This window comes from Epilithonimonas sp. (genome assembly GCF_032055105.1).
Classification (GTDB): Bacteria; Bacteroidota; Bacteroidia; order Flavobacteriales; family Weeksellaceae; genus Epilithonimonas.
Genome location: NZ_DAMBRK010000010.1, coordinates 91,211 through 104,403, shown reverse-complemented (window position 1 = coordinate 104,403; position 13,193 = coordinate 91,211). Strand labels below are relative to the sequence as shown.

Sequence of the window (13,193 nt, the reverse complement as noted above, 5' to 3'; positions counted from 1 at the left end):
ATCACTAATTATAACTATCTTTTATGGAAAAAATAATACAAGAAAGAAGTCTCAAAGGAAAAACAGTCGTCATTACAGGAGCAAGTAGTGGAGTAGGCAGAGCTATTACAGAAGCTTTTGCATTGGAAGGTTGTCAATTGGTATTGGCAGCACGCGGTAAAGAGGCTTTAGAGGAAACACTTCGTTTATGTGAAGATTTGGAGGCAAAGGCTATTGCTGTTTCGACAGATGTTTCTAAGTACGAAGATGTCCAGCAATTGACAAAAGAGGCTTTAGATACTTTTGGAAGAATAGATTTCTGGGTCAATAATGCAGGTGTAATGGCAAGCGGACGTTTTGAAGAAATACCAATGGATGTTCATGAACAGGTCATCAAAACTAACTTATTCGGTTATATGCATGGAACTTATAGTGTTTTGCCAATATTTAAAAAACAAGAAGAGGGCGTATTGATTAATAATGTATCAATCGGTGGATTTATGCCCGCTCCATATAGTGCGGTATATTCTTCAACAAAGTTTGGAATTCGTGGTATGATGGAATGTCTCCATGGTGAAATTTCAGATTTTTCTAATATTCATATTGCAAATTTATATCCTCAGATCCAGCGCTCAACAGGCAATATGCATTCTGCAAAATATTCCGGTCTTGATTTTAAAATTCCTCCATTTGCTTCTGATCCAAGAGATACCGCTTCAAAGATACTACAGTTAGCCAAACATCCTCAAAAGGATCTGTTTCCGGATTTTAGATCTAAAGCATTAGTAACACTTTATAAAACCTTTCCGAAGATTATTATCAATACAGCTTCAGCAGGAATGCGACTAATGATGAGATCCAATGAGACCTCCGGAGATGAAGGAAATGTTCTAAAGCCATCGGGCTATCCACATCGAATTTATGGTGACACAATTTTACCTGTTCCATCCAAAAAAACAAGAACAGCTTTCTTGGCTGGATTAGGAATTTCACTTTTATTAATGGTTTTGAAGACCAATATGAAAAATAACAAAACAATCTAAAAAATTTATCAAAACGAATAAAAATGAGTCATAATATTTTACAGGAAAAGCATCAACTGGGAATAGGCGGTGTTGCTATTGGAACCGCTTTTAATGACATATCAGATGAGCAGTCTTATGAAATTTTTAAAACAGCATGGGAAGCTGGGATTAGATACTTTGACACTTCTCCATGGTATGGATTGACAAAAAGTGAGAGAAGATTTGGAGATTTTCTTGCAGATAAAAAAAGATCTGAATTTGTATTTTCAACCAAGGTAGGGCGTTTGTTTAAAGAGGTTTTACCTTCCGAAGTACCGCCTACAATGTGGAAGAAACCATTGAATTTTGATTTTAAGCATGATTATACAGGAGATGCGGTGAAAAGATCAATTGAAGACAGCTTACGAAGAACAGGACTAGAATCTATTGACATTGTATATGTTCATGATCTGTCGGAAGATCAAGTAGGAGATCGTTATCCGTATTTTCTTGAACAAGCACGAAAAGGTGCTTTTAAAGTGCTTTCCGAATTAAGAGATCAAGATGTCATAAAAGCATGGGGTATGGGTGTCAATAAAATTGAGCCTATTCTCGATTGTATAGATTCAGCAGACCCCGATATATGTCTATCAGCAACACAGTATTCGATTCTTGAACACGAAGATGCAGTTGATAGATTACTTCCTGCAGTCCATAAAGCTGGAGTGAAGCTTGTATCTGGAGCGGGTTATAATTCAGGATTTGTTACAGGTCGAGACCGTTATAATTATAATGATATTATACCAAAAGGTATGACAGAGAAGCGAGAAAGAATCATTGAGATTGCTCGAGATTATGGTATTTCAATCATAGATGCAGCACTTCATTTTGTTCTTTCGGCAAAAGAATTTGTATCAATTATTCCGGGTGCAAGCAGTCCCAAACAAGTTATAAGTAATAAAGAATCATTAGATACTCATATACCCAAAGACTTTTGGTACGAGCTCAAAAGTGAAGGTTTAATCTATAAGAAAGCGGAAACACCTTATTGAATTACATATGTGTAAATTTGAAATTTATCTAATGAGAGGGGTATTGCTAACTTCTACTCAAAGAAATATCTTTCTCTTGCAGCAATAAAATTCGGATTTAGTGATTTTGGATTTTCTATTTTGCAAATTTACAATGCAATTTATAGAGTCTACTTTTGCTAACATCTTGAATTGCTCACTGTTTAAATTAGTATTTATAGTGTTAATGCAGTAAACTCAAATTTACACATATACCGATTATTAATTAAATAGGCATAATAGTTGTAATTAAATTCTTATGAATAATAAATTTTTAAAGGAAGAAAACATTTTGAAAAAATCATCAAACGAAGAAACCAAAATAGCAAATAATCACTTTCAATCTGTTCAAAATATTGAGAAGCCTATTGAACTAAATGATGATTGGCTTAATAATCTTGGTTTTAATCGTGACTTTAATGTTTATTACAACGATAGAATTCCTGAATATTCTCTCTTAAAATCAAGACAAAACGATTTTATCATTATGTATAAAAATCGTGTACAAGTAGATATGAAGAAAATAAGATTTGTACATGAATTACAAAAAACTTTTAATAAACTAAAGCTTAATTAGTTAGGTTAGTGTTGTAAATCGTGACAATAAGGTTAGTTAGAATTTGTCAAAGTTAGTACCACACCTGCAACCAATCCGATTTATGCAGTAGAACAAAATTTCAATCAGAAAAATTTCAATAAAGCTACGGCCTACTTTTAATAATTATCCCCTTGCGAATTGATAGGTAAATTAAAGGTAAATGTCGTTCCTTGATTGATTCTACTTTTAACTTCGATGGTACCGTTATGAAGCTCAATGATTTCTTTACACAAGTAAAGTCCAATACCGAATCCGGCTATAGAAGAATTATTGCTGTCTTTAACACGGTAGTAGCGTTCAAATATCCTTTGCTGATCTGCTTCTGAGATTCCTTTGCCTTGATCTTCAATACTTATTTTTAAACTATCATTTTCAACAATAGCATATTCAATATTAATTAAGCTGCCGTTATTAGAGTATTTTACAGCATTGCCAATCAAATTATACAGTACCTGCGATATTTTTTCGCGATCTGCTTCAATTAACATTGTTCCGGAATCTTTAAATCTAAACTGGTGAGTAGCTGCCGTTGTTTTCATTTCATCTTCGATTTCTAAAAACAATGACCGGAAATCAAATTTTGTTTTTTCAAGATGCATCTGGCCGGAGTCTAATCTTGAAACATTGAGAAAGCTGTTAATCATACTTGTCATATTGTCGATCTGCTTCAGAGATTTTTCCAATGTACTTTGCTGAAAAAGGTTTTCTGTTTTCACTGCATCTTTCAGCAAAATTTGAAGATAGATTTTTAGCGAAGTAATAGGAGTTTTAAGTTCATGACTTACCATTCCCATAAAATCATCTTTTCTTTGCTCCTCTTTTTTCTGTACTGTGATATCTCTCAAAGTACCATTTAAGCTTACAGGATTACCTAGCTGATCATAAAAAACTCTTCCATTGGCTTGTAACAGCCTTGCTTTTTTGTCTGCATAAGTTTGAATGTGATATTCTATAAAATATCGCCCATTAGAACCAGGGCTTAATACATTTGAAATGGCTGCAATCACTCGCTCTCGATCATCAGGAATAATAGATGAAAGAGCATAGGATAAATCCATATTTTCATCAGAAGACAGTCCAAACCAGTTCTTAAGAAGAGGATTGCCAGAAAATAGATTAGTTGCAGGCTGATAGTAGAAGGTAGCTAATTCGCCTGCATCAATCGCCAGCGCTAGCATTTCCAAATCATTTTCGTGCTTTCGGCGATCTATGACCTGTTGGGTAATTTCTTCCAGTATGACCAAAATTCCAGAAATTTCACCATTAGAAGAGAAAATAGGCTGGTAAATGGAATTTACAATAGCTTCTCTCAAGCCATTTTTATGGTGCAATTTTACTAGAAATTCTTTATTAATTTTTGGTTTCCCACTTTTATAAACTTCTTTTAGCCATTTATTGACAGGCTGGCCAATCAATTCAGGACGTGCTTTTTCGTGAGGCTGATTGATAACTTCATTCTCATTACGTCCCCATATTTTAAGAATTGTAGGATTGGCAATTTCAATAATATGATCCGGACCTTTAAGCATAGCAATACCTACAGGAGCTTGCTCAATAATTGTGCGGATATACTCTTTACTTTGATCGAGCTGCTTTATAAAGTTGCTCATTTCTTCGTTGGTAGCAGTTAGCTCTTCTAAAGTTGCAGCCATTTCCTCATTTAGAACACGTTCCTTTTCCTCTTTGTCTTTGATCTGTTGTAAAAATTCACGACGCGCAGTAACGTTTAATGCTGTATTCAGTATACACCAAGTTTTGCCTTGTTGATCTAAAAGAGCCTTATATTCATAATCAAAATAATCAAGTGTTTCTACTCCATTTTTTATCAATTTAGCAGGAGCTTCCGATATAGAAAAACTTTCTCCTGATCTCCATACTTGCTGTAAAATCTCAAGGAATGGCTGTCCTTCTAATTCGGGGATTGCTTCCATAAGCGGCTTCCCTATCACAGTTTCATCTTTCCCCCATAGCTTTAGCATTCCCTCATTCGCAAATTGTATGGTAATATCTTCACCCACATAGATGGCTGTTGGTGCTGGAGAAGAACCTAATGCTTCAATAATAAGATTAGAGCTAAGGCTGTGTTCGAATGACGTTTCTTGGCTATGCATAATGAAAGCAAATTTAGATATTAGTTTTTGGATTATTTAAAAATGATGATTAATTATTATCATGATGAGCGTGACTTGATATGTTCATTTTATTCTTTTTGATAAAGTAGTTTAAAAGTTAAAGACATTTAATTGCCTGAACTCAGTAAGTATCTGAAGTTAGTAAAATTAATACTTGTAGAAAAGCTATAAAACATTTTTTAATAAAGAATTATCAATCACTTAGTTTTTTTTTAATTCAATTATACATAAATAAACTAAAATATTAAAATTTGGTCTATTTTTTGATTATTTATAAACTATAATAAAAAGGTAGCATGAATTATTCTTTAGTAAAAGATTTATTAAGCTTAGTCGAAGACTTTGAATCTGAGAATTCAGTCAATATACAAGAGTTGAATGTTGAAAATTTTCTTGAATGGAGTTGGGAAAAAAAAGCTCAAAAAAAAATAAATTACGAAAAGGAAACCTTATGGGAAGGGAAGGAATCAGGCAGAAGTCCGGAGAGTGTAATAAGCACTCTTTTTGTTCGTCTTAATCGATATGCTAAAAAGTACTCTAAAGCTGCTATTTCACATTCCGATTTTTCCACTCAAGATGATTTCATTTATCTTATAAGCCTCAGGACATCGGGACCGATGACAAAAACACAACTAATCAAAAAGAATATACATGATAAGTCTGCTGGTAATTTAATTATTACCAGACTTTTGCAACGAGGGTGGGTTCAGCAGGAAAACTCCTCTTTCGATAATAGAGCAAAAGTTCTCTGCATAACAGAGACTGGGATTGATGTTCTTGAAGGTCAAATGAGAAACATCAGACTTGCAACACATATAGTAAGCGGTAATCTTAATGAATCTGAGAAGATTGAATTAATTAGACTTTTAAACAAACTTACAAAATTTCACGAGCAAATTTGGGATCAAAACCCACCTTCAGAAAATCTGCTTGATTTTGTTGATAAACAATATATGATTGCTAATTAATATGAAAAAAAAGATTGCTGTCATAGGTTCAGGGTTTTCAGGTTTATCCGCCGCTTCATACCTTTCAAAATATGGTTTTGAAGTCCAGGTATTTGAAAAGAATACAGAGGTAGGAGGCCGTGCAAGAAAGTTTACTACGGATAATGGTTATACTTTTGATATGGGACCTAGTTGGTATTGGATGCCTGATATTATAGAAGATTTTTTTCAAGATTTTGGGAGCAAAACGTCTGATTTCTATGAGCTAATTTCACTAAATCCACAATTTGAAATGATTTTTTCGGATGATATTATGAATGTTCCGGAAAATTATGGTGAGATGAAGGATTTATTTGAAAGTGTAGAAAAAGGTGCGGGTAATAGATTAGAAGAATTTATGAAAGATGCTGCCGCAAAATATGAGATAGGAATGAAAGAGTTTGTTGTAAAACCTTGTCATTCATGGATAGAGTTTATTTCTCCAAAAATAGCAAAAAATGCCTTAAAACTTGATTTGCTAACTAATTTTAGCCGTTTTGTTAGAAAATATTTTCAGCATCCCAAGTTAATCATGTTAATGGAATTTCCAGTTATTTTTTTAGGAGCAGCTCCTAAGGATATTCCGGCTTTGTATAGCCTAATGAATTATGGCGGTTACAGACTTGGTACTTGGTATCCTATGGGCGGTTTCTCAAAAATTACTGAAGCCATGATGAGTATTGCCATTAAGAACAGTGTGAAATTTAATTTTGATTCAAATGTCGAAAAGATTAATGTTTTTGATGGTCGTGCGCAATCATTGACGATTAATGGTACTGAGCAATATTTTGATTTTATAATAGCTTCTTCAGATTACCATCATACAGAACAGCATCTACTAGACAAGAAGTATAGAAATTATAACTCTGATTATTGGGAGAAAAAAATACTGGCACCTTCATGCCTCATTTATTACCTCGGGTTTAAAAAGAAAATTTCCAATTTGAAACACCATACTCTGTTTTTTGAAAATGATCTATATGAACACACCAACGATATATATAACAAAAAAAAGTGGCCTTCAAAGCCTTTATTTTACGTTTGCTGTTCTTCAAAAACGGATAAAAGTATGGCTCCTGAGAACTGTGAAAATGTTTTTCTTTTGATGCCTGTAGCACCTGGTATAGAAGATTCTGAAGAAGTTAGAGAGGACTATTTTAAGCAAATGATTGAGCGACTTGAGAAGCATACAGGCGAAGCACAACTAAGCTCGTACATTGACTATAAACGTAGTTACTGTATTAATGATTTTCAGACAGACTATAATGCTTATAAAGGTAATGCTTATGGTCTTGCCAACACGTTGTCACAGACGGCGGTTCTAAAACCTGCGATAAGAAATAAAAAAATAAAAAATCTACTCTATACAGGACAGTTGACAGTTCCTGGACCAGGCGTTCCACCATCAATTATATCAGGAAAGATTGTTGCTAATGAAGTTAAAAAATATTTTAAATATGAAAAAACTCTTTGATAATTTATCGTACAAAATCAGCAGGGAAACTACCCGGCAATACAGTACAAGCTTTTCGTTAGGGATTATGGCTCTATCTCCTCATATTAGAAATCCAATCTACGCTATATACGGTTATGTTCGTCTGGCAGATGAGATTGTTGACAGCTTCCATGATTACAATAAGAGAGAGCTTTTAGAAAAATATAGAGAGGAGACTTTTCAGTCCTTAGAGAAGGGTATTTCTTTAAATCCAATTTTAAATTCCTTTCAGCAAACTGTGAAAAGATATAATATTGACCACAATCTTATTAATCTTTTTCTTAAAAGCATGGAGATGGATCTTCAGCAGATAGATTATAATTCTCAGCTCTACAAAGACTATATTTTAGGTTCTGCAGAAGTAGTGGGATTGATGTGCCTGCATGTTTTTACAGATGGAAATATAGAAGAATTTGAAAAACTTAAACCCTACGCAATGAAATTAGGCTCTGTCTTTCAGAAAGTTAACTTTCTTCGGGACATGAAGGATGATTATCAAATCTTGGGACGATGCTATTTTCCCAATTTAGATATCGCTTATTTTGATAATATGATGAAATCTGATATTGAAAAAGATATAGAAGTAGAATTTGGGATAGCTTTAGAAGGAATCAAAAAATTACCTCGCTCTTCTAGATTTGGTGTTTATCTGGCATTTAGATATTATATCTCTTTATTTAAAAAAATAAGAAAAATATCTGCTGCCAAAATTATCAATCAGAGAGTAAGAATTTCGAACGGGAGAAAATTATCATTGATGATGAGCAGTTATGTTCAATATAAAACAACACTACTTTAACTGATATATACCTAATGAGTTACAAATTATATAGAGAGCAACAACTCAATTGTGATATTAATACAGCTTGGGACTTTTTCTCATCGGCGCAAAATCTTTCAAAAATTACACCTAAGGAAATGAACTTTATTGTTCGTACACCGACGGCAGATGATGCAATTTATCAAGGGATGATCATTGATTACTATGTCTCGCCTTTGTTTGGAATCAAAATGAAATGGAAAACAGAAATCACACAAGTCGCCTTCCAACGTAGTTTTACAGATTTTCAGAAAAGTGGACCTTATAAAAGATGGAATCATCATCATGAATTTATTATCAATGAAAATGGTGTCTTAATGAAAGATACGGTTGATTACGAACTTCCTTTAGGTTTTTTAGGGAAAATTGCACATTTTCTATTTGTTCGTAAAAAGCTCAACTATGTTTTTGATTATAGACATAAAATTTTAGAGGAACTATTCAATAAATTATAGGCTATGAATTTACTAATTGTCATTATCACTTTTCTTATAATGGAAGGTCTTACTTGGTGCATTCACAAATATATTATGCATGGCTTTCTATGGCGTTTGCATAGAGATCATCATGATCATAGCTCAGAAGGAGCTGTGGAAAAAAATGATTATTTCTTTTTGATTTTTGCAGTACCAACAATCGTTTTGATGTACTATGGAACTATAAATGGTTTTAATCTTTGGTTTTATGTTGCTGTAGGAATTTCACTATATGGGATGGCTTACTTTTTTGTTCATGACATTATCATTCATCAAAGAATAAAGTTTTTGAGAAATACCAAAAACCCTTACTTACTTGCCATTAGAAGAGCTCATAAACAACATCATAAACACCTGGGAAAAGAAGATGGAGAATGTTTCGGCTTTCTTTGGGTTCCTATGAAGTATTTCAGAATGTATTTTAAGAATGACAAACTATAGGAATGGAGAAATACACATATCTTTTAATAAATTTTTTGACAATCATAATTTGTTTTATTTTTTCTTTTCATCACAAGATTAAATTCAGCAGATATTTTGGTGCTTTTTTTAAATCTGCATTTATAGTGGCTTTCGTTTTTATTTGTTGGGACATCTGGTTTACAAAAATAGGTGTATGGTGGTTTAACAATCGATATGTTATGGGATGGCGAATTTTTAATCTGCCCATAGAAGAAGTACTGTTCTTCTTTTGCATTCCGTTTTCCTGTGTATTCACTTATTTTTGCCTTGATAAATTCTTTAATTTTCAATGGAATCCTTCGTTTGAAAAGCTGTTTGTGATATTCTCAATCGTAGTTTCAGCCTCAGTTGGAATTTATTTTTCCTCCAGAATCTATACTTCTTTTACCTTTTTTACCACTGCATTAAGTATGCTGAGTCTATATTTTATTTTTAAACAGTCATGGATTGGTAAAGCTTCATTGATTTATTTATTTCTTATGCCAGGATTTCTTATGGTTAATGGGGTTCTCACCGGTACTGGTTTAGATTCTCCAATTGTAAATTACAATCCTGATGATTTTCTTGGAATTAGGATTTTGACTATTCCTATAGAGGATGCAGTGTATGGTTATGAGATGATATTATGGAACATATTTCTTTTTAAAAAATTTAAAATTGATGAACAAAATCAATCTTTTCTGGTTTCGCAGAGACCTTAGAATACAAGATAATACAGGTCTTTATCACTCTTTAAAATCGGGATTGAAAGTTTTACCTATCTTCATATTTGATTCTGAAATACTTGATTGTTTAGAGGATCAATCTGATCGTAGGGTCGATTACATCCATCAGGCTTTGCAACAAATACATAAAGAACTTCAAAGTCATAATAGCGGGGTTAGGACTTTCTTTGGAAAACCTGCAGATATTTTTCGAAAGATTTTAAAGGAATATAATGTGGATACGGTCTATTGTAATCGCGACTACGAACCTCAAGCAATTAAGAGGGATCAAGTCATCTCTGATTTATTAAATCAAAATCAAGTAAAATTCGAAGATTTTAAAGATCAGGTCATTTTTGAAAAAAATGATATTTTAAAGAGTGATGGTTCTCCTTATACCATTTTCACCCCTTACTCCAAAAAATGGAAATCAGCATTACACAAGCTAGAAATACTTAAAATAAGTTATGATAATTTTTTGCCATTAAAAAAGCATTTAAAAATCCATACATTAGATGAGATAGGTTTTAAAAACACAGATTTAAAGTTTTTTTTACCAAAATTGGATGAAAACATTATCAATTCTTATGATGAAAATAGAGATTTTCCTGCAAAAAACCATACTACTAAACTGGGGGTAGCATTACGGTTTGGAACAATATCCATTAGAGAATGCGTCAATTATGCTTTGGAAAAGAATGAGATATGGCTTACCGAATTGATTTGGCGAGAGTTTTTTATGCAGATTTTGTATCATTTTCCTTATGTGGTTAATGGATGTTTTAAAAATAAATATGAAGCAATCTCATGGATCAATAATGAAAAAGATTTTAAGGCTTGGTGTGAAGGGAAAACTGGATATCCCATAGTGGATGCAGGAATGCGACAATTAAATACTACAGGATTTATGCATAACAGAGTGAGAATGATTACGGCGAGTTTCCTAACCAAACATTTACTAATTGACTGGAGATGGGGCGAAGCTTATTTTGCTCAAAAACTTTTAGATTATGATCTTGCAGCCAATAATGGAAACTGGCAATGGGTAGCTGGTTGCGGTTGTGATGCCGCTCCTTACTTCAGAATTTTCAATCCAGATGAACAGACAAAAAAATTTGACAAAAACGTTAATTATATAAAAAAGTGGCTTCCGGAAAACTATAATATTCAACCTATTATAGATCATAGATTTGCAAGAGATAGGGCATTAAAGACTTATAAAAAAGCTTTAGTGTGATTTTTTAAGTTAGTCTCTAACAAAATTTGTGGATACGAATAATTATCTTTTCAATCTTGATTTGATATTCTTTTTCCAAATTTATAAGAAATAATATAATAAAAAGAGATAGCTTGAATCATTTGGATATCTTGGATTTTCAAATGATTACAAAGTGGCAATTTTAATAAACCTTTAATGGATTTGTAGCAAATTCTAATAATTTAAATCTCCATTAAAAAAGGTAAATAACCCTAATATTTAAATAATTTTTTATAAATGAGCAACTTCAAAGAAATTACCTTAATTGGATATTTAGTTTTAATGATTTGTTAATAAAAATCTTTACTTAATTAAAAGATCATTTTTTAAGCTATTGTGCTTTTATAAATTTAATTCCGTAAGTAAATTTAAAATGTAAAAACTAGTTGACAGGATATATTTCTGAACTAATATCTGTTTTAAATAAAAGAAAATATTGTTTATTTCCTACAAAAAGTAAACTTTATGCAACATTTTTCATTTCAACGTATTTTAAAGTATTAAGTAAATAATTTATTATAAAATGTTTTAATACCTTTAAAATTTATTGTTTGTTAGTCGTTAATTATCAAATATTAAAGTATACCCAAAATAAAGTAGGATGCTACATTTGATTTTTTGGTATGCTTATTGAATAGGTAATCGTATTGAATGAAATTAGCTTTTTTCTAGACAAGTAGGCTTTAATTATATAATCAGAAATCAACTTAATTTTTTAAAAATATGAAATCAAAATTAACAATTTTATCATTGGCTTTGGCATGCCCAGCCGTGATGTTTTCGCAAGAAATAGCGCAAACAACATCATTACCATTAGAAACTAAAACAGAGTATACTGCTCCTAGTTACAACAGTTGGTCTTTATCTTTTGGAGGTGGTGTTCCTCTAATGCAACATGCCGATTTAACATCTATTAAAAGTGGAAACACTTTAGTAGGATATTCTGCTTATTTCAGTGTTGACAAAGCACTTTCCCATGCATTTGGATTGAAGTTACAATATGATCGTGGTGAAACAAGACAAGGCTACTTCAATACAAAGGATTCAGCACCGGCTAATGCTGCTGCCACTAGGAAGGTTGCGGGAAGAACACAATATGATGGTATTTCCCTTATTGGTGATGTTAACTTATCTAATCTATTAAGAAGAGTGGATAGAAAAGGAGATTTCAGATGGGCAATCCATGGTTATGCAGGTATTGGAGTTTTGGCTTACCGTGCTTATCAGAAAGATGAGTTTAGCCAAAGATTAATGACAGAAAAAAAACCTTTTAAATTTAATTCTTTATTTGGACAAGCTGGTGCAGGTTTGAAATATAAAATTAGTAACAGAGTAGATATCGAAGGAAGATTGATGTATGTTATAACAGGTGATGACTCATTTGATGGTGGAGGAAGCCAATATACTGCTATTAATAGAATGAATGCGAAAACATCAGATAATTTTTTCAATGCCACACTTGGCTTATCAATCAATTTAGGAAAAAATTCTAACCATATCATGTGGGTAGATCCATTGAAAGATATTTATAACAGAATCGATGATTTGGAAACCAAGGTGGATAATATCCAACTATGCAAATCGGGTGATGCCGATAACGACGGAGTTTGCGATGACTGGGACAGACAACTCGATACGCCTGCTGGAGCAAGAGTTGATGGTGCAGGAGTTGCGCTAGACGTAGATATGGATGGTGTTATTGATTTATATGATAAATGTGTAACTATTCCTGGTCCGGTTGAAAATAATGGTTGTCCATTGACAAACAATAATGGCCTTGTAAGTGATAACGAAACCAAATTAGATGGTATTGAATTCGATTTGAATTCTGACAGAATCCTTCCTAATAGTAACCCAATTCTTAACAGTGCAATAAGCTATATCAATTCTTCCAACGATTCTTATACAGTTGTAGGTGCTACAGACACTAGAGGTAGTGATGCTTATAACCAAACTTTATCCGAAAGAAGAGCAAGCAATGTTAAACAATATTTAATCAATAATGGTGTACAATCTAGCAGAATAGATATTCAAGGTAATGGAAAACACGATTTGAAATATCCAGAATGTGATCCTGCTGCCAAATGTCCTGAATGGAAAAATAGAGCTAATAGAAGAGTGTATTTTAAAGCAAAATAAAAATAATTCTTTTAATTTGGAGGCTGTCTCAAAAAGGCAGCCTCTTTTTAATTTTATATCGATAAAATGT

Annotated in this window: 12 protein-coding genes; 11 read left to right on the top strand and 1 reads right to left on the bottom strand. The window is 32.5% G+C overall.

Going from position 1 to position 13,193, the window contains the following annotated elements; translation table 11 throughout:
* Positions 1–23 precede the first annotated feature (23 nt).
* The 3 genes from RTY06_RS10305 (at position 24) to RTY06_RS10295 (ending at position 2,630) form a co-directional block, all read left to right on the top strand.
* Positions 24–1,022 carry an SDR family NAD(P)-dependent oxidoreductase gene (locus RTY06_RS10305; RefSeq protein ID WP_312824696.1) on the top strand — a complete coding sequence of 333 codons (999 nt, stop codon included), beginning with the start codon at positions 24–26 and terminating at the stop codon, positions 1,020–1,022.
* Between the two features lie 23 nt (positions 1,023–1,045).
* A complete protein-coding gene (locus tag RTY06_RS10300) occupies positions 1,046–2,035 on the top strand; it encodes an aldo/keto reductase (RefSeq protein WP_312824695.1) in 990 nt (329 codons plus the stop codon).
* Between the two features lie 277 nt (positions 2,036–2,312).
* Positions 2,313–2,630 carry a hypothetical protein gene (locus RTY06_RS10295; RefSeq protein ID WP_312824693.1) on the top strand — a complete coding sequence of 106 codons (318 nt, stop codon included), beginning with the start codon at positions 2,313–2,315 and terminating at the stop codon, positions 2,628–2,630.
* A 137-nt stretch (positions 2,631–2,767) separates the two neighbouring features.
* Here the strand turns inward: RTY06_RS10295 and RTY06_RS10290 are convergent, their stop codons facing one another.
* Positions 2,768–4,762 (bottom strand): ATP-binding protein, encoded by a 1,995-nt coding sequence (locus tag RTY06_RS10290; protein WP_312824691.1) that lies wholly within the window; start codon positions 4,760–4,762, stop codon positions 2,768–2,770.
* Between the two features lie 317 nt (positions 4,763–5,079).
* On the opposite strand from RTY06_RS10290, the gene RTY06_RS10285 reads away from it, so the two are divergent.
* The 8 genes from RTY06_RS10285 to RTY06_RS10250 all read left to right on the top strand — a co-directional run bounded on the left by RTY06_RS10285 (position 5,080) and on the right by RTY06_RS10250 (position 13,123).
* The gene (locus tag RTY06_RS10285; RefSeq protein WP_312824689.1) at positions 5,080–5,751 is read left to right on the top strand and encodes a MarR family transcriptional regulator; all 672 of its coding nucleotides are present in this window, start codon (positions 5,080–5,082) and stop codon (positions 5,749–5,751) included.
* Position 5,752: 1 nt separating this feature from the next.
* Entirely contained in the window at positions 5,753–7,243 is a 1,491-nt protein-coding gene (locus RTY06_RS10280; RefSeq protein ID WP_312824687.1) for a phytoene desaturase family protein, read from the top strand.
* Entirely contained in the window at positions 7,227–8,063 is an 837-nt protein-coding gene (locus tag RTY06_RS10275) for a phytoene/squalene synthase family protein (protein ID WP_312824685.1), read from the top strand. The genes RTY06_RS10280 and RTY06_RS10275 overlap by 17 nt, the downstream gene beginning before the upstream one ends.
* Positions 8,064–8,077: 14 nt before the next feature.
* Entirely contained in the window at positions 8,078–8,539 is a 462-nt protein-coding gene (locus tag RTY06_RS10270) for an SRPBCC family protein (RefSeq protein ID WP_116033465.1), read from the top strand.
* A 3-nt stretch (positions 8,540–8,542) separates the two neighbouring features.
* Positions 8,543–9,001 (top strand): sterol desaturase family protein, encoded by a 459-nt coding sequence (locus tag RTY06_RS10265; RefSeq protein ID WP_312824681.1) that lies wholly within the window; start codon positions 8,543–8,545, stop codon positions 8,999–9,001.
* A gap of 2 nt (positions 9,002–9,003) precedes the next feature.
* Positions 9,004–9,723, top strand: a complete 720-nt coding sequence (locus RTY06_RS10260) for a lycopene cyclase domain-containing protein (protein ID WP_312824680.1) — start codon at positions 9,004–9,006, stop codon at positions 9,721–9,723.
* Positions 9,683–10,963 carry a deoxyribodipyrimidine photo-lyase gene (locus RTY06_RS10255; RefSeq protein WP_312824679.1) on the top strand — a complete coding sequence of 427 codons (1,281 nt, stop codon included), beginning with the start codon at positions 9,683–9,685 and terminating at the stop codon, positions 10,961–10,963. Before RTY06_RS10260 ends, RTY06_RS10255 begins: the two co-directional genes overlap by 41 nt.
* Before the next feature lie 744 nt (positions 10,964–11,707).
* Complete coding sequence (locus RTY06_RS10250) at positions 11,708–13,123, top strand: OmpA family protein (RefSeq protein ID WP_312824678.1); 1,416 nt, start codon at positions 11,708–11,710, stop codon at positions 13,121–13,123.
* Positions 13,124–13,193 lie beyond the last annotated feature (70 nt).